The following is a 26,525-nucleotide window of genomic DNA, read 5'->3' on the forward strand; positions in this document are numbered from 1 at the left end:
GTCTAAAACGATAGAACATGAAAACAAAACTAATAGCTATTTTACTGTTGTTTACTGCTACAATAAGTGCGCAACAGGATGCTCAGTTTACACAATATATGTATAACACTATTAACGTGAATCCTGCTTATGCAGGATCACGTCAATCGATGAGTATTTTTGCATTGTATAGAACTCAATGGGTAGGTCTCGACGGTGCCCCAGTAACAAACACTGCATCCATTAATTTCCCTATTAATGAGTCAAAAGTAGGACTAGGAGTATCGGTAATTAACGATAAAATCGGTCCTTCTGATGAGAGTAATTTGGCTGTTGATTTTTCATACTATATCAACACTTCTGAAGATTTTAAGTTGGCTTTTGGTATGAAAGCATCAGCGAACTTATTATCGGTTAATTTCAGTAAACTCAAACAATACGAAAATGTTCTAGAAGGCAATATTGACAATCGATTTTCTCCTAATATTGGAGTTGGATTGTATTGGTACTCTGACAACACGTACGTTGGTTTATCAGCGCCAAATTTGCTAGAAACAAAACATTTTGATCGTACGGCAAGCCAAGGATCTACTTCATACATCGCTCGCGAAAGAGTTAATTATTATCTTACTGCGGGTCATGTTTTTGATTTGACTTATAATTTAAAGTTTAAGCCTGCTATGATGACTAAGTTGGTTCAAGGCGCCCCATTGCAAGTTGATTTGTCAGCCAATTTTATGTTTAATGAAAAGTTTACTGCCGGTCTAGCTTACAGATGGAGTGCTGCTTTAAGTGCATTAGTAGGTTTTCAAGTTTCTGATTCTTGGTTTATTGGCTATGGTTATGACCTAGAAACAACTCGTTTAGCTAATTACAACTCTGGTTCGCATGAGATCTTTCTTCGTTATGAGATCTTTAATAAATACAACAGAATTACCTCTCCAAGATTCTTTTAAAAAATGTGTAGTATGAAAACAAATATGCAAAGTTTCCGTTACGCCCTTCTATTTGTATTGGTTTCCATTACTTCTTGGAGTCAAAATAAAGGAGTAATAGTGGCCGATAAAAAATTCGAAAATTACTCGTACGTAGATGCAATTGCAACCTATGAAAAGGTCGCTGCAAAGGGGTATAAGGATGAGAAGATGTTCCGTAAACTAGGGGATTCTTATTATTTCATCGCCAATCTAGTGGCTGCAGAAAAATGGTATAGTGAGCTTTTTGCAATGAACCAACAGCAGCAACCAGAATACTATTACCGCTATGCGCAAACTTTAAAAGCGGTTGGTCAGTATGACAAAGCCAATACAATACTCGAAAGATTTACTGCTATAGCAGTTAATGATCAAAGAGCCAAACTTTTCTCTAATCAAAAGGATTACTTGGAGGATATTAAAGCAAATTCAGGACGTTTTGAAATTGCAGATGCAGGAATTAATTCACCTTATTCTGATTATGGAAGTTCATATTATGATAATTCTTTACTGTTTGCTTCAGCAAGAGATACTGGTGGTGTAGCAAAAAAAGTTTTCAAATGGAATAACGAGGCTTTTACCAATTTGTATATCGCGCCTGTTGATGCGGATGGTAATGCTAGTAATCCAAAACTATTTAATACAACAATTAACACTAAGTTTCATGAGTCGACTCCTGTTTTTACGAAAGACGGATCTACCATGTATTTTACCAGAAACAACTATTTAAACGGTAAAAAACAAAAAGATAAAAGTAGAGTAACATTGCTTAAATTGTATAAAGCAACTAAGCAAGATGGTAAGTGGGTTAATGTACAAGAGTTGCCATTTAACAGCAATGAATATAGTGTAGCACATCCAACTTTGAGCTTGGATGAAAAACTATTATATTTTGCATCTGATATGCCGGGTACAAAAGGATTATCAGACCTATGGTATGTAACGATTAATTCGGACGGTAGTTACGGCATCCCTCAAAACTTAGGTACTTCCATTAATACTGAAGGGCGCGAAACTTTTCCGTTTATTGCTGCTGACAACACATTGTATTTTGCCAGTGATGGTCATCCTGGTTTAGGCGGATTAGATGTATTTAGTTCTAAAATAAATGCGTCGAATACTGTCGATGCAGTTCAAAATATTGGAGCGCCAATAAACAGTTCCAAAGACGATTTTGCTTTGTTAATGAATGCTAATAACACAAAAGGTTTCTTCACTTCTAACAGAGAAGGTGGTTTAGGATCTGATGATATTTATACTTTTTCAACTTTGCCTGTTCCCGTTTGTGAGCAATTACTAACCGGTATTATAACTGATCAAGAAAGCGGACAAGTGCTGGCCAATGCCAAAGTGAGTTTGTTTGATAGCTCTTTTAAATTGATTAAAGAAGTTACAGTAGGTTTTGATGGCGCTTATTCATTTGCAGTTGACTGTGGAAAATCGTATTACTTGCGCGGAGAAAAGGCAGAGTACGAAACCAAAGAACAAATGGTAGCTATTGCGAAAACGTCTGGCGAAACCAAACAGCCTTTAGCACTTGAACAGCGTCAAAAACGCATTGATGTAGGAACTGATCTTGCTAAAACATTAGATATTCCGATTTTGTACTTTGATTTAGACAAATCATTTATCAGAAAAGATGCAGCCTTTGAATTGGAGAAAGTATTAGCGGTTATGCAGCAATACCCAAAAATGAAAATCGATATCAAATCGCATACAGATTGTAGACAAACGGTTGCTTATAACCAAGCGCTATCTGATAGAAGAGCAAAATCTACAAAGGCTTGGTTAATCAAAAACGGCATAGACGCAAATAGATTAACTGCAAAGGGATATGGCGAATCGCAACTTGTTAATGATTGTGGATGTGAACCAACGAACAAATCAAACTGTACAGAGGAACAGCATCAAGCCAATCGTAGAAGCGAATTTGTTATTATTTCTATGGATTAAAAATATAACACACTCTTAGCGTGCTAAAAGCAAAACCCCGTTGATAAATTTCAACGGGGTTTTTTTAACTAACCAAATTTCAACCAAACCAAACTATTTGTTTCTGTCAAGAACTATTGCTGTATTGGCAGCTACTTTTGCTTCGGTAGCGCTCGTATTGCTGTTACTTCTGTAATAGTACGTATCATCGTTTTTAGACTCGTAGCGGTCATCATAGTTGCCTTTACTGCCATAAACAGAACGGCCTCCTTTTACAGAGCCAATAAGATCAACAATTTGTCCACGTCTGTTGTAGATAATTTCTAAACCACCTACGCGTTCTAAAGCATAACGGTTATACGACATGTATACAGAGCCTATTCGCTTTACACGGTCAAAGGCATCATAGTTTATAAAAACATTGCCCACTTGGCGAACACGACCCAAATTATCGTGGGAAACGCGTACTCCATAATCTCCTTTTCGATTACTCACCGGAGCGCCATACGTTTTGTTAGCACCACGACTTGGAGATGTTCTGTAATACATACCGCCTTTGGCATCTGGTCGCGTGTTAAAATCTATTTGCCCATCAGGGAATACATAAAATTCGATACCGCGTTCTATAAACACAATTGGATCTTCATTATTGAAATCGATAATTGATTTTCCACCAATGCTAGAAGTTGTTGTTGCAGTGGCCGTAGCGATACCGCCTCCCAAAACAAAGATACTTGCAACTAAAAGAGTAATTTTTTTCATGATATTTCATTTTTTGATTGGTACCTACTCGTTAGCTTTTCGGTTGTCGCTTTAAACTTATTTGATAAGGGATATTCAAGTAGCGTGCCAAAAAAAATATTGCTGTAGTACTGATTTATTTTAGTGAAGAAAAAAAGCACTTAAAGTACTGTAATATAAAACTTTAATATTTCAATACTGTCTGAATTTTTGATTTTAGTAAAAAGATGCTTTTTAGTTGCCCTATTGTTGAAAGGGATATCAGGTATATTTTTTCTACTTTGTCAATTATTTTCAAAACAAAAAAAACCGACCTGCATCTATCAAGAGCAGGTCGGTTTTGTGTTAAAAAAGAATGAGTTATTGTTTAGTGTTCACTCACTTCTCTGTGGTCGTAATCAGCAACCATTTCAGCTTCGTAATCTACTTTTTCACCTTTAGAAACTCTGTTTATGATTTTCTCCATAATTTGGTAAATTACAGGAACCACTACCAGCGTTAGGAATAAAGACGATATTAATCCACCAATAATTACCCAAGCTAGTCCGTTTTTCCATTCGGCTCCAGCTCCAGATGCTAATGCAATTGGGAACATACCAAAAACCATCGCAATTGTGGTCATCAAAATAGGACGTAGCCTAGCGTGATTGGCTTGAATTAGGGCCGTTCTTACTGTTTCACCAGCTTTACGTCTTTGATTGGTGTAATCTACCAACATGATCGCGTTTTTACAAACCAAACCAATAAGCATGATAATACCCAAAATGGTAAATATGTTCAATGTATTATTGGTCAAAGCCAAAGCCAACATTGCTCCAATAAACGAAAGCGGTATGGCAAACAATACCACAAATGGATGCACAAAACTGTCATATAACGAAACCATTACCAAGTAAACCAGAATAATAGCTGCTAATAATGCAATTCCTAAGGTTCCAAAACCTTCAGCTTGGTTTTCTTGATCACCACCCCAAATGTAATTTACACCAACCGGTTTTTTCAATTTATCAATTTTTTCTTGCCACATTGCTACAATGGTACCAGAAGCAACTCCTACGTTTTGACCTTTTACCGTTACCGATGCTGATTTGTCTCTACGTTCTAGTTGGCTTGGTCCTGAACCTTCGGTTACGGTTGCAAATTGATTCAATTTAATTTGCTGACCCATATCGTTTATGAAGATCAAGTTGCTTACATCGGCAATACTTTTTCTGTCAAAAGCGTTGTATTTAATGTTGATGTCATACTCATATTCACCCGCTCTAAAACGCCCGTCAGTGTTTCCGCTAAACGCCGTTTGCATTGTAATACCTACTGTTTGTAGGTTCAATCCAAGAGCAGCCATTTTATCACGATCTACTTTTACGTTCACTTCTGGATTACCGTCTTCAACAGATAATTCAATTTCGGTAGCTCCAGGAATTGTGCGTAATTCTTTTTCGGCCGCTTTCGCAAAAAGCATGGCGCTAGCTACATCGGGACCTGTTACAATTAAATTCAAAGTAGCATCTTCAGCAGTACCTAAAATACCAACAGGAACTGTTTTTACTTTGGCACCCACTAAAACTTTTTCTAGTTTACGCTTGGTTTTAGCAGCATACACATTTGCAGGTTCGTCACGCTTGTCAAGACCAACCATTTTTACGTTGATTTCTGCTTTGTAAGCCGTAGCTTGAGAAGCACCTAATCCAGTACTGTTTTGACCTACGGTCGTAATTTGACTAAAAACATAGGCTTCTTTAGACAAGAAATCTTCTGCTTTTTGAGTCATAAAATTGGTTTGTTCTAATGACGCATCTTTTGGCATTTCTATTTGAACCAAGAACTCACCACTATCAGAAGCTGCGAAGAATTCTCCACCAATGAATCCACCACCTAATAAACTAATCATCGATCCAAAAAAGATCACAACTATAATCACTAAGGTTTTTACGTAATGATCCAAACACCACTCTAATAATCTAGAGATCCAGTTTGTAAAACGAGTTAAGTAACTTTCAAACCCAAGAATGATTCTTCCAAAAAGGTTTTTACCAGTAATGTGTTCTAATTTTCCGTATCTTGAAGATAACCACGGGATAATAGTAAATGAGGCTACTAATGACAATAAGGTTGAGATAATTACAGTGACACAGAATTGCGTGATAATGTTTGATACTAAACCTGTACTCATCGCGATAGGTAAAAACACTACCACAATTACCAAGGTGATCGATACTACGGTTCCACCAATTTCGGCTGTACCATCATAAGCAGCTCTCACTTTGTTCTTGCCCATTTCCATGTGCCTATAAATATTCTCGAGTACCACAATGGCATCATCCACCAAGATACCTACCACAAGAGACAATCCTAATAAACTCATTAAGTTTAGGGTATAACCCATCAAATAAATCCCGATAAACGTTGCAATTAACGAAGCCGGAATAGATACCATTACGATCAATGAGTTTCTAATACTGTGCAAGAAAAACAACATTACAAGCGCAACCAGAAGTACCGCAATAAGTAAATCATGTACTACTGCGTCAGCTGCTTCAAGTGTAAAAACAGTACTGTCCTTAGCTACTGCAAGTTTTAGACCTACGGGTTTGTAATCCGATTCAAGTTTAGCAATTGTTTTCACCAATTCTTCACTTACCGCAACCGCATTCGCATCAGATTGTTTGATAATCTGTAAAATGATAGCACTTTTTCTATTTACTCGTGCTACTTTTTCAGTAATTTTTTGACCATCTTGTACATCAGCAATATCGCTTAGACGTACTTGAATTCCGTTTCTAGAGGAAACAATTAGGTTTCTTAATTCGTCAACGTTTTTATATTTTCCGGCTAAACGAATTAATATTTTTTGCTCACGAGTTTGAATGTTTCCGGTAGGGAAATCTAAGTTAGAAGCCAGAATATTTTGTTGAACCTGTGGAATAGAAAGTCCGTAGGCTTGCATTTTTACGGCATCCAGATTCACTTGAATTTCACGTTCTTGTCCACCAATAATGTTTACCTGTGCCACACCTTCAACACGTGAAATAACAGGAGCTAATTTTTTGTCAACAAGATCGTAAAAAGCTACCTCGTCTAAATTTCCATTGGCACCAAGAGTCATAATTGGTAAATCACTCAAGGAGAATTTCGTTAAAGAGGGAGTTTCTACATCATCAGGAAGTTCCCCTAAAACGGCATTAATTTTACGTTGCGCATCGTTCATCGAAATATTAACATCAGCTGTAGAAGTCAATGTAATCGATACGGTTGATAAACTTTCGTACGACTTAGAGTCTATTTTTTTGATGTTTTCAAGAGAGGCAATCGCGTCCTCAATTTTTTTAGTTACGGTATTTTCTACCTCACTAGGCGATGCTCCAGGGTAAATGGTAGCAATAGTAATTACGTTCGTTTCAAATTTCGGGATCAATTCATACCCTAAATTACTGTAACTGAACAGTCCACCAAGTGTCAGGATTGTAAACAATACAATTACCAACGAGGGACGTTTTATGGATATTTCTGCTAATTTCATATGTTTTAGTTTCAGGTTTCAAGTTTCAGGTTTCAAGTTTTGTAACTTTAAACTTTAAACTTGAAACAAATTTTTAATCTATTTAATAACCTCCACTTTGCTACCGTCTTGCAAATTGATTTGTCCCGTTACAATTACCTGTTGTCCTTCTTCAAGACCGTTTAAGATTTCTACTTTGTCACCAAGAATTCTACCAGCAGTTACTGTTTTTAATTTAGCAGTTCCGTTTTCAATTACAAATACTTGATTGCTGCTCACACTACCTACAAAAGCATTTCTAGGAACAATTTTTAAAGCTTGTTTTTGCTGAGTTGATGCAAATGCTGCCGTACCATACATTCCTGCTTTTAGGTCTTTGTTAGCGTTGTTTGTAATTTCTATTTCTACCGGGAAGTTCAAAGTCTCATCCGCTTTTGCAGCAATAAAAGTAATCTTTCCAGAAAAAGTTTTATCAGGATACACACTAGCAACTACATTAGTCGTACTTCCTACTTTTAATCCAGCTACTTGACTTTCGTTTACGTTAACTTTCAATTTTAGTTTAGATACGTTTACAATATCAAACAATTGTGTTGCAGGCATTCCGGTAATAATAGATCCTACTTCAATGTGTTTTTTATTGATGAATCCGCTAATAGGTGCTTTAATTCTAGTATCTCCAACGTTAATGTTAGCTTGTGTCAATTGCGATTTAGCATTTACCATTTGAAGTTTGGCTTGGTCTAGCTGTTGCTTGGTCACACCACCTGTTTTGAATGCGTTTTCAAATCGGTTGTAATCAGCTACAGCATTTTGATAAATAGCGTTTGCGTTTTGCGCATTTACATTAACCACGTCACTGCGAACAATAGCAAGAGTTTGTCCTACGCTCACGTAATCTCCTTCTTTGGCTAAAACTTTAGTTATTTTTCCTGATTTTTCAGCTGAAAATTTTAGTTCTTGAACCGGTTCAAAATTTCCATTTGAGGTAAAGTCAAGAGATACTACTTCTGTTTTTACCACATCAGTTCGTACCGATACTGTTGCATTTTTCTCAGCAACGATGGCTGTTTTAGCCTCGTTTTCTTTTTTGTTATTGGTTAAAATATATCCAATTACACCTAAGCTACCTATGATGATTACAGCGGTTATTATAATTTTTTTCATTTTGATTATTTATTGGTTAATGTTTTTAATTCTCCTTTTGCTTTTATTAATTGTATTTCGGCTAATTTGTAATCTAATAAGGCCGATGTGTAATTGTTTTGAGCTACAACCAGTTCGCTTTCTGCTTCAAGTAAATCAGTAAGTGACGCCAAACCTTGAATGTAGTTGTTGTTCGTATTTGTTAAAACTTCTTGAGCTAGTTTTGCGTTCTCTTTTTGATTGTTGATCGATACAATACTATTTTCGATTTGCGTTTTTGCATTGCTGTATTCTAAATCCAATGCCAGTTTTGTTTCTTCCAAATCTACTTTTATCGAAGCTAGTTTGTTACTAGCTTGGCTTACTCTTGCTTTTGTTCCAAATCCTGAAAAGATTGGTACGCGTAAATTTAGTCCTATCGAAGCAAAATCAGACCAGTAAACCCCATCTGACGGTTTCTTGAACCAAGGCATCTCTGGACCTTGACCAATGAAGTTATACCCACCCGTAAGTGATAAACTTGGATAATAAGCGGCCTGAATAGATTTTTTTTGGTACTCTAGTAATTGTTCGTTCTTTTTAAGTAACAAATATTCTGTTCTAGTTGTTGTATCTGGAGCTAGTGAAAGTGCGTTCGGTGTAATCTCAAATTCTGTTTCTGGAATAGAAATGGCCGTATCTACAGCTAAGCCCATAAAAAATTTCAAAGCGTTTTCTTGTAGCGTTACTGCGTTCAGGGTTTGCTGACGTAGTGTATTGATGTTTGAGATACGAACTAGAGTTCTGTCCAAATCAATTTTTTTAGCCAGTCCGTTATCATATTGTCCTTGGATGATGTCCTTAACTTTAAGAGTATTTTTAAGGTTGTTATCAAGTACAGTTAAGTTTTGGCGTGTTACATAAACTTGGTAGTAAGCATTGGCTACGCGCTCTATCACTTGCTCTTCAGTTAATTGTGCGTTTATTTGGTAAAACTCACGAGTAGATTTTGCTGCCTTCAAACCTATAAAAACAGCCTGGTCATATAACGCCTGATTAAGAGAAATTCCTGCAGTTGAATTCCATTTTTGACCAAAAGCAGCTTGAATTGTAGTGCCAGGTTGACCAAAACCAGCTCCATCAATTACAGTAGTTTGTAAAATTGGGTTGTAGTTTAAGCTACCATTTGCTGCAATTTGAGGTAAAGCCCTTGAACGAACTTCTTGAATTTCGTACTCTCCTTTTTCAACTTGTAATCTTGCCTTTTTTGCATCGGCTTTGTTTTCAAGTGCGTACGTAATGGCATCTTTTAGGGTGAGACTTTTTATTTCTTGTGCTTGCATGCTTATGGAAAGCAGCACGGTCATTAATATTATCGTTTTTCTCATTTTTATGTAATTGGATTTAGTAAATTTCTATTTAGTTCAGTTATTCCTTTTTCTGTCGCCATAGCGCGAGTATGATATTCTAAGGCTTGCATTTCAAGAGCAAAGGCTTCTCGCTCTGATCTAATGTTTTCGTTAATCGAAAAAATTAACATGTAGTAAAATTTAACGTACGCGTCTACATTTAGGTCATCACGGTATAAACCTTGTGCAATTCCTTTCTCTATGTTTTTCCTAAAACAGGACTCGCACATTTCCACTTGATCAGATAACACTTTTTGGTACACTTCGGGGTAATGTTTTTTTAATTGGTACACCGGCGAAGTATCAGTAGACTTAAACATGTTTTCAAACATACGTCTGATTTCAAAATTCTCTTCAATGGCATTAAAATCTTGAGAGGTTATCGTGTTTATGATCGTGTTTACTTCGGTATGAATTACTTGAACGCTCTCTTCTATGAGTAATTCTTTATTGGCAAAATACTTGTAAATTGTTTTTTTTGAAATACACATTTCGCTAGCAATATCGTCCATAGTGATACTCTTGAAACCGAGTTTCAAAAACATTTCCTTAGCTTTAGATATAATTTTCTCTTTCATTGTAATTGTGCAAATTATAGTTGGTTTTTTCTTGGATTTTATAGCTGTTCTACAGCTGTTTAAAATCTATGCAAAGATAATACGGAAACTTTAGGTACTAAATAAGTTTCCTTTTTATTAGTAATTATTTAACGTTAGCTTTTTATAATTTGTTAAACTGTAAATTCTAGATTGGCAATTAACTTAATATCTTGACCTAGAGCTAGTCCGCCTGCTTGTTGGAAAATATTTGGTGTTAACCCAAAGTCTTTGCGGTTGATATTTGCCGTGATTTCAAAAGCAGCTTTTTTGTTGCCATTATACGCGTTAATTCCAATAAACTCTGCATCAAGTTCTACCGATTTGGTGATATTTTTAATGGTAAGATTTCCTTTTAAGAAATTGATATTTGGCGTTACCTTTTCAAAAGAAGTGCTTTGAAACTGAATGATAGGATAGTTGTCAACATCAAAAAGATCATTCATTTTTAATGAGTTGTCAATATGCTCCAAAACGTGCTGCTTGTTATTTACATCTAACGAAAAAGCTACTGATGCGTTTTCTAATTGATCGTTGTGTAAGTCAATATGCCCATCAAACTCATTTACAGTTCCTGCCAAATAAGCTATGATAGAATGCCTCATTTTTATTTGCACATCTGATTGTGCTGCATCTAATTTCCAAGTGGTTTTCATAAGTAGCGGATGTGTTTGAATGATACAAGTTTTGGTTTAAGAATAGACAATACGCTTCTCTTGTCGCTCTAATTCGGGTACAAATGTATATTGGAAACTTTGAATACCAAAATAGTTTCCTATGTATTTTGATTTATTTAACATTTGAGTAACTTTAACATTTTAGCTAGTTTAAAGATTTTTGAGTTTCTTTGTGCAAGCAAAAGCTTCGGTTACTTAAAACCGCATATTTTGCAGTTGTAACCGATAAACAAAACACGAATGCATACCATTTCTCAATACCAAGAGTTTTTAGCCGACTATTTGCAATCGCAATACGAAACCAAAGAGCCAAGAAATTTATATGAACCAATTCATTATATTCTTGATTTGGGAGGTAAACGCATGCGTCCCGTGTTGACCTTAATGAGTGCTGAGATTTTTGGTGCCGATTATAAAAATGCACTTCCAGCAGCATTGGCAGTTGAGGTTTTTCATAATTTTTCGTTAGTACATGACGATATTATGGATGATGCGCCTTTGCGAAGAGGAAACGAAACGGTACATGAAAAATGGAACATTAACACCGGAATTTTATCGGGTGATGCCATGCTTATTTTGGCCTATCAATATTTTGAACAATACGAGCCATTAATTTTTAGAGACTTAGCCAAGCTGTTTAGCAAAACGGCACTGGAAGTTTGCGAAGGACAGCAATGGGATGTTGATTTCGAAGAACGTACTGATGTTACTCTTGAGGAATACCTCAAAATGATTCAATATAAAACGGCGGTTTTAGTAGCTGCTGCCATGAAAATGGGCGCCATTATAGCCGAAACATCTGCTGAAAATGCCAATTTAATCTACGATTTTGGTTTGAATTTAGGTTTGGCTTTTCAACTTCAAGATGATTATTTAGATGCCTTTGGGAATCCGGAAACTTTCGGAAAACAAGTAGGAGGTGACATCATCGAAAATAAAAAAACCTATTTGTATCTCAAAGCGGTCGCTTTTTCTGCAGAAAAAGAAGCGCAAGAACTTCGCGATTTATTTGCCGTTCAATTAGAAGATAATACCGAAAAAATTGAGCGTGTAAAAGAATTGTTCAATGCTTCAGGAGCATCAAAAGCTACTCAAGATGCGATTCAAGACTACACTTTTAAAGCCTTTCAAATGTTAGATCAATTGAATGTTAGTGCCGATAAAAAAGCAATGCTAAAAGCATTTGGTGAAAACCTAATGGGAAGAAAAGTGTAATTTAATTTCAATGACAATTTCAATAATCAATAGCAATGCTGATTTTGAAAGTTGCGAATTGTAATTGAAGAAGAGGTAAATTGTACTGATTAACAATATTGAAAATTGCTACGGCTGTTGAAATTTTAAAAATATGTTTATAGTTCCAAAAAATACAGATTTACTTCTTGCCGAGGCCTCGGTAGAGAACTTGTATTTGCAATTGGTTGAACAACTCAATAAAGATTTTAACCTTGCCAATGAAGCGGTTGATTTTCCTAAAAGTGTCACTGCAGAAGAGCTGAAAATTCAGTTGCATGAAAAAATTTACCGACTCATCCAATATAAATTTGCCGAGTATTTAAACCTGCTTTACATTATTGATGTAGCCGAGGATGAAGTTAAAAAACTAGACGGTTCTGATTTGGTGCAGCTTGCTGAGCAAATTTCATTCTTAGTTTTAAAAAGAGAATGGCAAAAAGTTTGGTTCAGAAATAAGTACCGCTAATTGGTTTTAAACTTAAAAGTAAAAACGTACGAAAGGCATAAACGCACTGCCATATAAGTTGTTTTTATCCTCGATAACATTGTATCGAACACCTAAAGTAGCATTACCAGAACGATATCCCGCACCCACAAACAAAGCCGTATTCCAAAAATTTTCTGCAGGAGCAGTATTGCCATCAAAACGAAGGTTTACGCGCAGTTGCTCAACCTCTGCTGATAATTGAATTTCAGGAATGGGGTTTAAAAGTCCAATTGCACTTGCACCATAAAGATGTGAAGTGTAAAAATCTTTTTGTCTCAAAAATTTGTATTGAAGTCCCGCACCCATAGCTACATACTCATTTAAATTATATATCGCGCTCGGAGCTAGAACAATATCCGTAAAGCCAGTTCCAAATCCCAAACCAACAGCACCACCAAATTGTACATGGTCCCAAAATTTGGGTTCATTTTGCACAGTGGTAGTATTTTGTTGTCCAAAAACTGCGTTGCAAGAAAAAACTAAAAAAAGTAAAAAGATAGTGTTGAATGAATTCAAAATGCAAGATTTAGTCATGAGTTTCTGGTTTTTTAACAATTATCAATGTAAAAGTATCTTAAAATAAATTATAAATTTATTGTATTATCGTACTTTTGCAAAACTATTTTAACAAAAAAAGTATATTCACTAAATATTATGGATAGGTTTTCATTTTTAAACGCAGCACACACAGAATTTTTTGCCCAGTTATACGATCAATATTTAGAGAATCCAGATAGCGTAGAGCCAAGTTGGAGAAGTTTTTTTCAAGGTTTTGACTTTGGAATGACTACTTATAACGAAGAAAATCCTGCATCACAAATAGCAAATTTTGCCGCAAATAATGCTGATGTCAGTTTAGTTTCAGATAAAATACATAAAGAATTTAATGTTCTTAAATTAATTGACGGCTACCGTACTCGCGGACATTTGTTTACCAAAACAAACCCGGTACGTGAAAGACGTGTTTCCTCTCCAAATTTAGATTACACTAATTTTGGACTAACAGCATCAGACCTAAATACGGTTTTTGATGCAGCAAAAGTCATCCACATCCAGCCATGTACCTTACAGGAAATCATCAATCATTTGGATGCAATTTACTGTCAGCATATTGGAATTGAGTACATGTATATTCGTAATCCAGAAGTAGTTTCTTGGATCCAGAATAAATTGGGTGTTAATGACAATCAACCTAAATTTTCATTAGACGAAAAGAAAAAAATCCTTAACAAGTTAAATCAAGCGGTTTCTTTCGAAAACTTTTTGCATACCAAATATGTAGGTCAAAAACGTTTTTCACTTGAAGGAGGAGAGTCTATAATTCCAGCTCTTGATGCTTTGATTGAAAAAGCAGCTGAAAAAGGAGTGGAGCAGTTCGTTATGGGTATGGCACACCGCGGACGTTTGAACGTTTTAGCAAACATCTTCGGCAAGTCTACTCAAGATATTTTCAGCGAGTTTGATGGTAAAGATTACGACCAAGAATATTTTGATGGTGACGTAAAATACCACTTAGGCTTAACAGCTGATAAAGAAACAAGTTCAGGTAAAAAAATCAACATTAATTTGGCTCCAAACCCTTCGCATCTTGAAACAGTAGGTGCCGTTATTGAGGGAATCACAAGAGCCAAACAAGATAAATATTTCCCTAATGATTTCTCAAAAGTATTGCCTATTGCAGTACACGGAGATGCCGCTATCGCTGGTCAAGGTATTTTGTACGAAATCGTACAAATGGCGCAACTTGATGGTTACAAAACCGGAGGAACCATTCACATTGTAATTAACAATCAAGTAGGTTTTACAACCAATTATCTTGACGCAAGATCATCAACTTATTGTACAGATGTGGCAAAAGTTACTCTTTCGCCAGTATTGCATGTAAATGCAGATGATGCAGAGGCTGTAGTGCACGCCATGTCATTTGCTTTAGATTTCAGAATGGAATTTGGTCGCGACGTATTTATTGATTTATTAGGATATAGAAAATACGGACACAACGAAGGTGATGAACCTCGATTCACGCAGCCTGTTTTGTATAAATTAATTGCTAAACACAAAAACCCAAGAGACCTTTACATGGATAAATTACTTGCTGATGGAGTAATTGATGCTAGTTATGTAAAAGGGTTGGAGCAAGAATACAAATCGGATTTAGATCAGAATCTAGAAGCTTCGCGCAAGAAAGATTTGACCATTATCACGCCATTCATGCAGAACGAATGGAGCGGTTTTGAGCAAGTTTCCAACGATGTGATGCTTCAAAAATTCGATACAAAAGTCGAGAAAGCTACGCTGGATTCTATCATTGAAACCGTGTCGAGCTTGCCAAAAGATAAAAAGTTCATTAACAAGATCAATAAAATCGTAACCGATAGAAAAACAGGTTACGATAACAACACCATCGATTGGGGTACAGCAGAAACATTAGCTTATGGTTCTTTATTGACCGAAGGTTTTGATGTTCGTATTTCTGGTCAAGATGTAGAACGTGGTACTTTTTCTCACCGTCATGCAGTCGTTAAAGTCGAAGATTCTGAGGAAGAAGTAATTTTGTTAGATCATATCCAAAACAAAAAAGGAAATTTCCGTATCTTCAATTCTTTCCTTTCTGAATACGGAGTTTTAGGTTTTGATTATGGATATGCTTTGGCTAACCCGAATGCATTAACAATTTGGGAAGCACAGTTTGGAGATTTCTCTAACGGTGCCCAAATTATGATTGACCAGTACATTTCTTGTGGGGAAGACAAATGGAATAACCAAAACGGAATTGTATTGCTGTTGCCTCACGGTTATGAAGGGCAGGGAGCAGAGCACTCTTCAGCAAGAATGGAGCGTTACTTACAATTGTGCGCGCGTCACAACATGTACGTGGCAGATTGTACTACGCCAGCCAACTTTTTTCACTTGTTGAGACGTCAAATGAAAACCAAATTCCGCAAACCGCTTGTGGTGTTTTCACCAAAAAGTTTGTTGCGTGACCCAAGATGTGTCTCTACCGTTGAGGACCTTGCAAGCGGAGAATTCCAAGAAACCATTGATGATAACACAGTTGACAAAGCGGCTGTAAAAACATTGGTGTTTTGTACCGGTAAATTCTATTATGATATTACCGCTGAGCGCGAAAACAACCAACGTACTGATGTTGCAGTAGTGCGTATTGAGCAATTGTTTCCACTGCCAGTAGAGCAATTAAAAGCAATTATTGCAAAATATCCTAATGCTGACGATTATGTTTGGGCACAAGAAGAGCCTAAAAACATGGGAGCTTACAGCTATATGTTGATGAATTTTGATTTGGTAAAATGGAGATTGGCTTCGTTAAAAGCGTATGCGGCACCAGCGGCAGGTAGTTATACCAGAGCAAAACGCCGTCACGCAGATGCCATCAGAATGGTTTTTGATAAAGATTTATTTAGATAATTAGGAGCTATTTCCTGCTCTGCGCTAAATCTTTTCCTAGCTAAAGAAGCTAGAAAAAGGATAACGCTTCTATCAGGGCTAGAAAAAATCCAAGCACGATTCACAAGAGGTGCAATAACAAGAAAAAAATTAAAATTCATAATTTAAAATAATAGAACATGATTTTAGAAATGAAAGTCCCATCGCCAGGGGAATCAATAAAAGAAGTTGAAATTGCAACTTGGTTAGTTAAAGACGGAGATTATGTAGAAAAAGACCAAGCTATTGCTGAGGTTGATTCAGACAAAGCTACATTAGAATTGCCTGCTGAAGCGAGCGGAATCATTACTTTAAAAGCAGAAGAAGGCGATGCAGTAGCAGTTGGTGCTGTTGTTTGCCATATTGATACAGCTGCAGCAAAACCAGACGGTGCTGCACCAGCTCCAGCAGCAGCTCCTGTTGAAGAGACCCGAGGCGCAGCCGAATCGAGCGCAGCTAAAAAAGTTGAGGCAGCGCCTGCACCAGTTGCGGCTCCAGCGGCGGCTACCTATGCTTCAGGTACGCCATCTCCAGCGGCAAGAAAAATATTAGACGAAAAAAATATAGCACCTGCTGCTGTTTCTGGCACAGGTAAAGACGGTAGAATTACCAAAGAAGATGCATTAAATGCAGTTCCGTCTATGGGAACGCCTACAGGTGGATCTCGTGGTACAGAGCGTACAAAATTATCAATGTTACGTCGTAAAGTAGCAGAGCGATTAGTAGCTGCGAAAAACGAAACGGCCATGTTGACTACTTTTAACGAAGTAAACATGACGCCAATTAACTTGATTCGTAACGAATACAAAGATGCTTTTAAAGCAAAACATGGTGGTGTGGGATTAGGGTACATGTCGTTTTTTACAAAAGCGGTAACTAGAGCATTGCAATTGTATCCAGATGTAAATTCTATGATGGATGGCGATTACAAAGTAGCTTACGATTTCTGTGATATTTCTATTGCTGTATCTGGACCAAAAGGTTTAATGGTACCAGTAGTTCGTAACGCTGAAAACTTAACTTTCCGTGGTGTTGAAGCTGAGATTAAGCGTTTGGCTTTAAGAGCACGTGACGGTCAAATCACAGTTGATGATATGACTGGTGGAACATTTACAATCACTAATGGTGGTGTATTCGGTTCTATGTTGTCAACTCCAATTATCAACCCACCGCAATCAGGAATTTTAGGAATGCACAACATTATTGAGCGTCCAATTGCTGTAAATGGTAAAGTTGAAATTCACCCAATGATGTACGTAGCATTGTCTTATGACCACCGTATTATTGATGGCCGTGAGTCTGTAGGTTTCTTAGTTGCTGTTAAAGAAGCGCTAGAAAACCCAATGGAATTATTGATGGATAACAATCCTAAAAAAGCATTAGAACTGTAATATTCTTTACATTATATTCTTTGAATCCCGTTATGTGCAACATGACGGGATTTTTTATGTAACCCTCCTTGTTAAATATTTATGTTTTTATGTTTGTAATTATTAAAAATGTTTTTTATTAATTAAAACTTTATTATTTATGTAAATACTATTGTAAAAAATTTAATTTTTACCATAACATTACCACAACATTCATTCTTTTTTAAAAACAATTTTAATTTATTTTAAAAAACCAAATTTATGTTAAGCCCCATTGATAGTGCTCCGATTGCTTGGTTTTAGTTTAATTTTTTGATTTTTAAGTTGTATAGTTTTTAGATACTGCTATTTCTGTTGCTCGACACAATAGAATTGTAATTTTGGAGTAGACTCAAAACTTAAACTTATGAAGAACTTTACTTTATTTATTTTTCTGCTGATTTTTTCAGTAGGATTTTCACAGAATGCACCCATTACCTTCGAAACGGGAGGATTTGGTTCTACTTGGTCATTTGCAACTTTTGAAAATGGATCAGGAGCTGGGTACTCAAAAGTTGCTAATCCATTTCCAGGTGGTATAAACAGTTCAGCAACTGTGGGGAAGTTTGTTGCAGGAACAAGTGTATCAGGTGCTCAACCATATGCAGGATTTGAAACGGCTCATGCCTCGGGTGCAAACGGTATTGGAACTTTCACTTTGAGTGCTTCTAATTGCATCGTCAAAATAATGGTCTACAAAACTGTAATTAGTGACGTAGCTATCAAGTTTGCAATTGCAAATGGTGGTGCTCAGCCTGAATTAAAAGTGCCAAACACTAAAATCAATGAATGGGAAGAATTGACTTTTGACTTTTCAGGGAAAATTGGATTAAATGAAACCATCAATATTGATCAAATGATTTTCTTTTTAGATTTCAATGCAAGAACTTCTGAAACGACAAGCTATTTCGATAATGTTACTTTTTCTGCAAAAGCAGCAGCAACTGTTCCAACTGTTGCCGCACCAACGCCTTCCAAACCGGCCACAGATGTTATTTCGTTGTTTAGCAATGCTTATAGTAACGTTACTGTTGATAGCTGGAGAGCTAATTGGGGACAGTCAGGTAATGTTTTGTCAGATATTCAAATTGCGGGGAATGACACTAAAAAATATATTGATTTAAGTTACTTTGGAGTGATTACTGAAGCAAGCAAAATTAATGCATCAGCAATGTTGAACTTTCATATAGATGTTTGGACACCGGATGTCAATACATTCAAAATTAAAATAGTAGATTTTGGTGCTGACGGTGCTTATCAAGGTGGAGATGATAAAGAATTTGAAGTGACTCGTACATTGGCATTAAGCGGGTGGAACAGCTTAGAAATTCCGTTGTCAGAATTTACAGGTTTGACTACAAAAGCGAATATCGCACAATTTGTATTTTCTGGAACAGCAGGGACAATATATTTAGATAATGTTTATTTTAATAAAACAGCAGTAGTTGCTCCTCCTCCTTCGGCTCCATATGCACCTGTAACCTTCGAATCAGGCGAATATGGATCTACATGGGTCTTGACTTCTTTTGATAATCCATCTGGACCTTCAACAGCATCCTTATTAGCGCCAAATCCAAATAAAACAGGAATCAATACCTCTAACACAGCGGTAAAATTTACAGCATTGGTTGCAGGGGCTTGGTATACTGGTTTCGAAACGGCTCACGCTTCTGGCACAAATGGTATTGGAACTTTTACTTTGAATGAGACTAACAGTACTGTAAAAATGATGGTGTATAAGGATGTAATCAGTAAGGTAGGTATAAAGTTTGCTCGACCTGATGGTGGATCAACAGGTGAAATCACTGTTACCAATACTAAAATCAATGAATGGGAAGAATTGACATTCAACTTTGCCGGAAAAATTGGGGAGGGAGTTTCAACTGGCATTGATCAAATTATTGTATTTCCAGATTTTATTCCAGAAGGTACAACAAGATCAGCTGACCACGTTAGTTATGTAGATAATATCACTTTTTCTGCTAAAATAACTGCTCCAGTTGTTGTTACAGCACCTACTGTTGCTGCGCCAACCCCTACAAAACCGGCCTCAGATGTTATATCGCTGTTTAGTAATGCATATACTAATGTTCCAATTACTACTTGGAGAACAGATTGGTCAGCAGGAAGTACCCTAACGGATATGCAAATTGCCGGAAATGACACTAAAAAATATACAAATTTGAATTATTTTGGAGTTGATGTTACTGGTACAATTGATGCTACAGCAATGACCTTTATTCATATTGATGTATGGACACCAGATTTAACAGCTTTTAGAATTAAACTGGTTGATTTTGGTCCAAATGGAGTTTATCAAGGAGGTGATGATAAAGAATTTGAAATTACACGTACGCCAACATTATCAGGGTGGAATAGTTTTGATATTCCTTTATCAGAGTTTACAGGTTTGACCACTAGAGGAAATATTGCTCAATTAGTGTTCTCAGGAGCGCCGGCAGGAACGGTTTATATTGACAATGTCTATTTTAATAAAACGGCTGCAGTTACTCCAACAGAACCAATGGTTGCTGCGCCAACTCCTACAAAACCAGCTTCGGATGTGATATCGCTGTTTAGTAATGCTTACACTAATGTTCCAATTACTACTTGGAGAACAGATTGGTCAGTAGGAAGTACCTTAACGGATATGCAAATTGCCGGAAATGACACGAAAAAATATACAAATTTGAATTACTTTGGAGTTGATGTTACTGGTACCATTGATGCTACAGCAATGACCTTTATTCATATTGATGTATGGACACCAGATTTAACAGCTTTCAGAATTAAACTGGTTGATTTTGGTGCAAATGGAGTCTATCAGGGAGGTGATGATAAGGAATTTGAAATTACACGTACGCCAACATTATCAGGATGGAATAGTTTTGATATTCCTTTATCAGAATTTACAGGTTTGACCACTAGAGGACATATCGCTCAATTAGTGTTTTCAGGAGCGCCGGCTGGAACTGTTTATATTGACAATGTTTATTTTAATAAAGCGGCTGCAGTTACTCCGACTGTACCAACCGTTGCTGCGCCAACGCCTACAACTGCGGCAGCAGATGTTATTTCGCTATTCAGTAATGCATATACTAATGTGCCAATTACGACTTGGAGAACAGATTGGTCAGCAGGAAGCACCTTAACGGATATGCAAATTGCTGGAAATGACACGAAGAAATATACAAATTTGAATTATTTTGGAGTTGATGTGACTGGTACAATAAACGCGACAGCAATGTTGTATTTTCATATTGATGTATGGACATCGGATTTAACAGCTTTCAAAATAAAACTAGTTGATTTTGGTGCAAATGGAGTCTATCAGGGAGGTGATGATAAGGAGTTTGAAATTACACGTACGCCTATATTATCAGGATGGAATAGTTTTGATATTCCTTTATCAGAGTTTACAGGTTTGACAACTAGAGGGAATATTGCTCAATTGGTGTTTTCAGGAGCGCCGGCAGGAACTGTTTATATGGACAATGTTTATTTTAGCAGAATCGCTTCTACCTTAGGTGTTCCTGATTTTGAAATTTCAAAAGTGATCATGTATCCAAACCCGACTACTAATTATTTAACAATTGATGCTAATGGTGAAATAAATAATATAAGTATTTATAATGTGTTGGGACAAGAAGTTTTAGTTAGAAGTCCAAAAAGTAATTCCACAACCATCCAAACAAGTCAACTTTCAAAAGGAGTTTATATCGTAAAAACAGTTGTAGAAGGAAAAGCAACCACCACAAAAATGATCAAAGAATAAATGTGTTTGAGTTAATAGTTGAAGTAGAGCGTATTGATTTTCGATACGCTCTTTTCTTTTATTTCAACAAATACAAATAATGGTTGTAATAATCCACAATTGCTTTTCCTTTCATTAAAACATCAGCACCAATGATGCCATGAACTGGTTTTGCTTTGTGTTGCAGTAAAGCTTCATTAACGTGAGACAAATCTAAAATAACAATATCAAAAGCAGTGTCTTTCCAAGAGCCCAGTTGCAGTTGATTTTTTGTGGCAATTTGTGTAAACATTCCGGTTGCGCCAGCACCAGAAGCTTTTGTTTTTGATTTTTTTGCATCTAATGTAAATAAATCCACACTCTCAAATCCTACGCAGCTATTTGAAGCTCCTGTATCCAGAATAAAATTCCCTGTCACACCATTGATTTTTGCTTTTATCAAAAGCTGCTGTGTTTTAGTAATCTTAAATTTTACTTTTTGATAATTTTCTCCTTTAATGATTTTAAAGAATTTTCATTTAGAGCGTGTTAATATATTTTATAATACGCGCAGCTACGGATAGAATTGCTAAAAAAAATATTTTCTGATAAAGCAAAACGTTTCACTGTATGCACTGGGCAAACGTATAAAGTTCTATTTGTCACTGATTTTAATATAACCTTCCTGTTAAACAATAGTTGTTTCAATGGAATTTTTACAAATTAGTTTTTTTGTAACACAAGATTCAGATTTACAAAAGAAAATCTAAAAATCTGTGACGGTTTTAATAACTCATGCGTTAGTCCTGAATAAAAAATGCATATAAATATTGAATACAATTATTGCCTATAAAAGTGATTTACTCTACTGATTTTTTTCTCTATTACTACTTAAAAAATATTCTAAGCGGCTAGAAGTACAATAATTTTTATCTCTAGTTAAAAGTAATCAATCAATATTTTTAAGCAATTTTATAGGCAATAATAATATTTGTTTTTATTGTGTAACTCTTACAAAAAATTGCTTATTAAAATTTGTACCATCTCCTAGCTGCCCAGAGTCATTTTTTCCAGAGCATAATACAGGATTCCAACTAGTAGAAAGAATTGTTAGAGTATGGTTTCCGCCTGCTGAAACACGCAAATAATTATCTGTATTGCCAAAGATATTAGCAATTAAAACTGGAGATAAAATATCAATATTTGTATAATTTCCGCATTGTCCTGAATCGTTTGCACCCCAAGAGTATGCTTTGCTTTGTGAAGTAGTTCCATTGCTACTTATTGCAATGCTATTTAGCATACCCGCAGAAACCATTATCCAATTAGCACTTGTTCCTATTTTAGTAAATGTATTTTGAGATACTATTGAACCTATACCAAGTTGTCCTCTACTATTTGTTCCAGATCCCCACATTGTACCATCTGTTTTTATACCGATAGTATGAAAATTACCACAAGAAATTGTTTTCCAAGTAGTTTTACTGGCAACATTAGCTGTTGATAATGGCGTTAGACTCCCTTTCGTATTTCCAGCACCAACTCCAAACTGTCCTTCGTCATTACTACCCCACATGAAAAGTGTTCCATCAGTTTTTATACCAGCAGAGTGGCGGTCACCTGCAGACACTATCATCCAATCTGTATCTTTACCAATTTTTACAGGCGTACTTTTATTGACTGTTGTTCCGTCGCCCAGTTGTCCAGTATTGTCATTTCTGCCCCAAGCCCATAAAGTTCCATCAGTTTTTATGGCTAGACTATGATTGCTTCCAGCAGCAATATATTTCCAGTCATTTGCAGTTCCAATTTGTATGGGCTCTTTTTGTATAGATAGTGTCCCATCACCTAATTCTCCATAACTATTGCTTCCCCAAGCCCATAATGTTCCGTCTGTTTTTAGAGCTAAATTATGGTAATATCCAGCTGAAATTTTATCCCAATTTGTATCTGTTCCAATTTTTTCAGGGTTGCTTGTACTCGTTGAAATGCTGCTATTTCCTAGCTGTCCGGTTGTGTTTAAACCCCAAGACCATAGTGTCCCATCTAGTTTTTTAGCAATTGAGTGGTCATGTCCAGCTGAAATTTCAGAATATGCAATGGGTTCTCCTGCACTATCTCCTAGTGAGCTTCCAGAACAACTTGGGCCTATTGTAACGGTAGCTGCTACAAGTAATAGCATTGGCAAAATAAATTTTAAGAATTTTTTTTTCATTTTTTAGTTATTTAAGTTATTAATATTTTGTTTTTTTAATTTGGTATAAAAAATAATGGAAGTAACCAGTAAAAGAAATCCAATAAATTGGGAGTGAGAAACAATGTCCTTGATAATAAAACCTCTGCTATCTCCTCTAAAAATCTCAAGAATTGCTCTAGTTATTCCATATAAACCAAGGTATAATAAGAAAATCTGCCCATGAAATTTTTTGTACTTCTTCATGATTTGTAAATAACCCAAAAGCATCAGTAAAATGTATACTTCGTAAAGTTGGGTTGGATATACAACAACGTGATTTGTTGTTGGGAAAGTCATTCCAAAGTAACTACTAGTTGGCGAACCATAGCAACATCCTGCATTGAAACATCCAAAACGACCAAATGCATGAACTATTAAAGTAGTTATTGCTAGAATATCCAGCATGGGTAAGACGGGGATGTTCCGTTTTTTTAGATATACAACAACAACCGGAATTATGGTTACAAATGAGCCATAAAACACAAAACCACCTGAAAAATTATCTAATAATAAACTGGGATTGTACCAGTAATAACTGGGATTTTCTAGGTAATAAAATAATTTTCCGCCTACAAACCCACTGATGAAAATTAAGTAAAAAAAATTGTTTGAAAGATTTTGTATTCCTAGATCTTTATATGCGGCTTGCTTGGTATATATACCAGTAATTAAACATCCTAGCGTTATACAAAACGCATAGGTGTAAATCGTAATTTGTGTGTTACCAAGAAAATCGGGTAGAGCAAAATGGAATAGTTCGGGATGCATAGTTTAGAGTTTATTTGTGTTTCCTGCTCAAGCAGTATCTTTTGCTATTGCTTGTGGGTTGCCACCAGCCTTTGCTTGCCTGTTATACCACAACTACCACAACCTTGTACAGCAGGATCCTTAATCCCTTTGACGGTTTGTTATAGTAGTTGACCGTCAGATGTGGCAGTATTGGTCTTTGCTACGTTGCTTGTAGAAGTTCCTGCGCTGACAACTTTTTTTTAGTTTTGACTTCTATGGCTTGTGCATTTACATTAGCATAACAGCACAATGTGATATTTGCTGTTACAATGATTGTTTTTAGATTTCTAATAGTTTGTAGAAATTAATTTTCCAATAAAACTATGGGTAACGGCCACGTATTCCAAACACCATTTGCGATAATAGGAAACGACGGGTTTGGAATAAGCTATGCTCTTAAATATTGTTGTCCAAAATTAGCTTGATTACTTGAAGGAGCTATTGAGTTTCCTTAATAAAGCCAAAAAGATGGCTATTTTACGATAGGCATACCTGACGATACATTATATGTTGCCATATAATCAAAACTTAAGCATTGCTCAAAACCATTTGTTATTCAGTTTCGTGAAAAATCAATATAATTTATGGCAAACGAACCGTTTTCTTCGTCAGTAAGTTGTAAATAGTTCTTATGGGGAACATCTGTTACTTTTGCAACTGTCGCATTAAATGGTTTCCAATTGTTAAAATTGTAATTTCCTTCATGGTCAATACATGTTTGCGCTTGCAAACTTTGTCCTAAAAAAAGAGTTATAACAAGTATTCTTATGAGTGTATTAATGTTTTTCATAATAATTATTATATAGTTGTTGTTAAAATGGTGTGGCAAATAATTAAAATGTAGTTTCATACATTTTGGTTTTACTATTAAATTTTAATTTGTAAACACCTTTTTTTATAGTATATGATTCCAAATGCAATTTTTTCAAAATTTCGGGATCTTCAATTACAAAATCTTCTTCCAGAATTATTTGACTGCCCCCAAAATATTTATTGATGATTCGTTCTGACATTTGATCTACTCGAGATAGAAGTACATTTTCAGTATTTATACTTATGAATGAGTTAAATGAATTTTCTTTTATTTTAACTCTTTGAGAATATTCAAAAGTTACTGAACTAAGCCTGCATAAACCAAAACCGCCACAGTTCCTGCTCCTTCTACCAATGTCCCACGTTGTACCTATGCCTATATCTTCTACTTCGTTTTTATTTGAATTACCAATAATTTTATACGTACCAGTCTTTCCTCCACAAGTAGGACAAGTTACTCTTCCGCAGTTTATTGGGCCTGAATACTTTATCCCTCTAGCGGTTTCTTGTGCTTGTGTGGTATGTGTAACTAATATTATTGCAAATAGAATTTTTAAGAATGTTTGTTTTGTTTTCATAATTATAATTTTTGTATTTTTTTTTGGTTATCAATTAGCTGCTGTTGGGGTTTTACTATCAATAAATTGCAACTCAATAGAGGAGATGGAACCGTTTAATATAATTGGTGTAAACGTAAATGGCTGTAAAGCAATTTTAGTGGTACTATATTCTGCTGTAGATAAGCAACAATTACTTGCTATAGAGCAATGTTTTGCTTTGCCCCCTGCGGTACGAAATGTTTTACTGGATATAGATTTTTTATTCGATTTAATGGGCGTTTTTAAAGACCAAATTAATTTTCCCCCTTTAGATAGATCAGAATAATTCACAAAATATCTACCTTTTTTAATAACAAAGTTTTGAACCCCTAATTCATTACACATTTTTACATCATCCACAGTAAAATCCTCCTCGTACTCAAAATATTTAATTGTGCCATTTTCTTTGTTTAGCCAACTAGCTGTTTTATCAAAGCCAGACTCTTTCCTATCACTCTTTGTCAAAGTATTCTCAACGCCTTTACCGGTTTTTTGTGCTTGCATTGTTTGTATGAGTAGTGTCATTACAAATAGCAGTTTGAAGTTTGTTTTCATAGTTTTATGGTTTTGTATAAAATAAAACTATGGTTTACAGGATATACAAACCAAAACCATTTAGAATACGGTAGGTTTCATTTAGGCAACGGTAAAAAAGGGTGTTATTTTAGAAAATAAAATCTTTATAATTGTCTTGATTGATGATTTCAAAATTAGCATCAGGATATGATTTTGCGAATTCGGTTGGGATTTTTGTTTTACTTTTTTCATCTTTTATCTAGTAAACAATGCCCAAAGTTTATTAATAAAATTGTGCCCTATTTTTTTTAAATTTTGCATCTTTCATTTT

20 protein-coding genes are annotated in these 26,525 nt (G+C 35.7%); 7 read left to right on the top strand and 13 right to left on the bottom strand.

Features of this window, described 5'->3' with window-relative positions; translation table 11 throughout:
- Window positions 1–17: 17 nt before the first annotated feature.
- Complete coding sequence (locus ACXX8U_RS00010) at window positions 18–935, top strand: PorP/SprF family type IX secretion system membrane protein (RefSeq protein WP_210790356.1); 918 nt, start codon at window positions 18–20, stop codon at window positions 933–935.
- 12 nt (window positions 936–947) lie between these two features.
- Window positions 948–2,906, top strand: coding sequence for an OmpA family protein (locus ACXX8U_RS00015; protein ID WP_458564066.1), 1,959 nt, complete (start codon window positions 948–950; stop codon window positions 2,904–2,906).
- A gap of 93 nt (window positions 2,907–2,999) precedes the next feature.
- On the opposite strand, the gene ACXX8U_RS00020 is transcribed toward ACXX8U_RS00015, so the two are convergent.
- The 6 genes from ACXX8U_RS00020 to ACXX8U_RS00045 form a co-directional block, all read right to left on the bottom strand.
- Complete coding sequence (locus ACXX8U_RS00020; RefSeq protein ID WP_458564067.1) at window positions 3,000–3,647, bottom strand: hypothetical protein; 648 nt, start codon at window positions 3,645–3,647, stop codon at window positions 3,000–3,002.
- Between the two features lie 346 nt (window positions 3,648–3,993).
- Window positions 3,994–7,146 carry an efflux RND transporter permease subunit gene (locus ACXX8U_RS00025; protein ID WP_458564068.1) on the bottom strand — a complete coding sequence of 1,051 codons (3,153 nt, stop codon included), beginning with the start codon at window positions 7,144–7,146 and terminating at the stop codon, window positions 3,994–3,996.
- 78 nt (window positions 7,147–7,224) lie between these two features.
- Complete coding sequence (locus tag ACXX8U_RS00030; protein WP_458564069.1) at window positions 7,225–8,292, bottom strand: efflux RND transporter periplasmic adaptor subunit; 1,068 nt, start codon at window positions 8,290–8,292, stop codon at window positions 7,225–7,227.
- A 5-nt stretch (window positions 8,293–8,297) separates the two neighbouring features.
- On the bottom strand, window positions 8,298–9,638 hold the full coding sequence (locus tag ACXX8U_RS00035; RefSeq protein WP_458564070.1) for a TolC family protein: 1,341 nt from the start codon (window positions 9,636–9,638) through the stop codon (window positions 8,298–8,300).
- Between the two features lie 2 nt (window positions 9,639–9,640).
- Window positions 9,641–10,237, bottom strand: coding sequence for a TetR/AcrR family transcriptional regulator (locus ACXX8U_RS00040; protein WP_458564071.1), 597 nt, complete (start codon window positions 10,235–10,237; stop codon window positions 9,641–9,643).
- 152 nt (window positions 10,238–10,389) lie between these two features.
- Window positions 10,390–10,911, bottom strand: a complete 522-nt coding sequence (locus ACXX8U_RS00045) for a YceI family protein (RefSeq protein WP_458564072.1) — start codon at window positions 10,909–10,911, stop codon at window positions 10,390–10,392.
- Window positions 10,912–11,172: 261 nt separating this feature from the next.
- Here ACXX8U_RS00045 and ACXX8U_RS00050 point away from each other — a divergent pair, with 261 nt between their 5' ends.
- Window positions 11,173–12,147 carry a polyprenyl synthetase family protein gene (locus ACXX8U_RS00050; RefSeq protein ID WP_458564073.1) on the top strand — a complete coding sequence of 325 codons (975 nt, stop codon included), beginning with the start codon at window positions 11,173–11,175 and terminating at the stop codon, window positions 12,145–12,147.
- A 133-nt stretch (window positions 12,148–12,280) separates the two neighbouring features.
- Complete coding sequence (locus ACXX8U_RS00055; RefSeq protein ID WP_458564074.1) at window positions 12,281–12,634, top strand: hypothetical protein; 354 nt, start codon at window positions 12,281–12,283, stop codon at window positions 12,632–12,634.
- 12 nt (window positions 12,635–12,646) lie between these two features.
- On the opposite strand, the gene ACXX8U_RS00060 is transcribed toward ACXX8U_RS00055, so the two are convergent.
- Window positions 12,647–13,189, bottom strand: coding sequence for a hypothetical protein (locus ACXX8U_RS00060; RefSeq protein WP_458564075.1), 543 nt, complete (start codon window positions 13,187–13,189; stop codon window positions 12,647–12,649).
- 120 nt (window positions 13,190–13,309) lie between these two features.
- On the opposite strand from ACXX8U_RS00060, the gene ACXX8U_RS00065 reads away from it, so the two are divergent.
- The 3 genes from ACXX8U_RS00065 (at window position 13,310) to ACXX8U_RS00075 (ending at window position 21,283) form a co-directional block, all read left to right on the top strand.
- Window positions 13,310–16,081, top strand: coding sequence for a 2-oxoglutarate dehydrogenase E1 component (locus tag ACXX8U_RS00065; protein WP_458564076.1), 2,772 nt, complete (start codon window positions 13,310–13,312; stop codon window positions 16,079–16,081).
- Window positions 16,082–16,239: 158 nt separating this feature from the next.
- Window positions 16,240–17,490, top strand: a complete 1,251-nt coding sequence (odhB, locus tag ACXX8U_RS00070) for a 2-oxoglutarate dehydrogenase complex dihydrolipoyllysine-residue succinyltransferase (protein ID WP_458564077.1) — start codon at window positions 16,240–16,242, stop codon at window positions 17,488–17,490.
- Window positions 17,491–17,875: 385 nt separating this feature from the next.
- Window positions 17,876–21,283 (top strand): T9SS type A sorting domain-containing protein, encoded by a 3,408-nt coding sequence (locus ACXX8U_RS00075; protein ID WP_458564078.1) that lies wholly within the window; start codon window positions 17,876–17,878, stop codon window positions 21,281–21,283.
- 58 nt (window positions 21,284–21,341) lie between these two features.
- Here the strand turns inward: ACXX8U_RS00075 and ACXX8U_RS00080 are convergent, their stop codons facing one another.
- The 6 genes from ACXX8U_RS00080 to ACXX8U_RS00105 all read right to left on the bottom strand — a co-directional run bounded on the left by ACXX8U_RS00080 (window position 21,342) and on the right by ACXX8U_RS00105 (window position 26,233).
- Window positions 21,342–21,764, bottom strand: coding sequence for a retropepsin-like aspartic protease (locus ACXX8U_RS00080; protein ID WP_458566374.1), 423 nt, complete (start codon window positions 21,762–21,764; stop codon window positions 21,342–21,344).
- Window positions 21,765–22,238: 474 nt separating this feature from the next.
- Window positions 22,239–23,456, bottom strand: coding sequence for an RCC1 domain-containing protein (locus ACXX8U_RS00085; protein ID WP_458564079.1), 1,218 nt, complete (start codon window positions 23,454–23,456; stop codon window positions 22,239–22,241).
- Between the two features lie 3 nt (window positions 23,457–23,459).
- Window positions 23,460–24,245 carry a prolipoprotein diacylglyceryl transferase gene (locus ACXX8U_RS00090; protein WP_458564080.1) on the bottom strand — a complete coding sequence of 262 codons (786 nt, stop codon included), beginning with the start codon at window positions 24,243–24,245 and terminating at the stop codon, window positions 23,460–23,462.
- Window positions 24,246–24,822: 577 nt separating this feature from the next.
- Window positions 24,823–25,116 carry a hypothetical protein gene (locus ACXX8U_RS00095; protein ID WP_458564081.1) on the bottom strand — a complete coding sequence of 98 codons (294 nt, stop codon included), beginning with the start codon at window positions 25,114–25,116 and terminating at the stop codon, window positions 24,823–24,825.
- Window positions 25,100–25,657 carry a hypothetical protein gene (locus tag ACXX8U_RS00100; protein ID WP_458564082.1) on the bottom strand — a complete coding sequence of 186 codons (558 nt, stop codon included), beginning with the start codon at window positions 25,655–25,657 and terminating at the stop codon, window positions 25,100–25,102. The genes ACXX8U_RS00095 and ACXX8U_RS00100 overlap by 17 nt, the downstream gene beginning before the upstream one ends.
- A 30-nt stretch (window positions 25,658–25,687) precedes the next feature.
- A complete protein-coding gene (locus ACXX8U_RS00105; RefSeq protein ID WP_458564083.1) occupies window positions 25,688–26,233 on the bottom strand; it encodes a hypothetical protein in 546 nt (181 codons plus the stop codon).
- Between the last annotated feature and the right edge of the window lie 292 nt (window positions 26,234–26,525).

The sequence above is a fragment of the Flavobacterium sp. GNP001 genome, assembly GCF_054343775.1.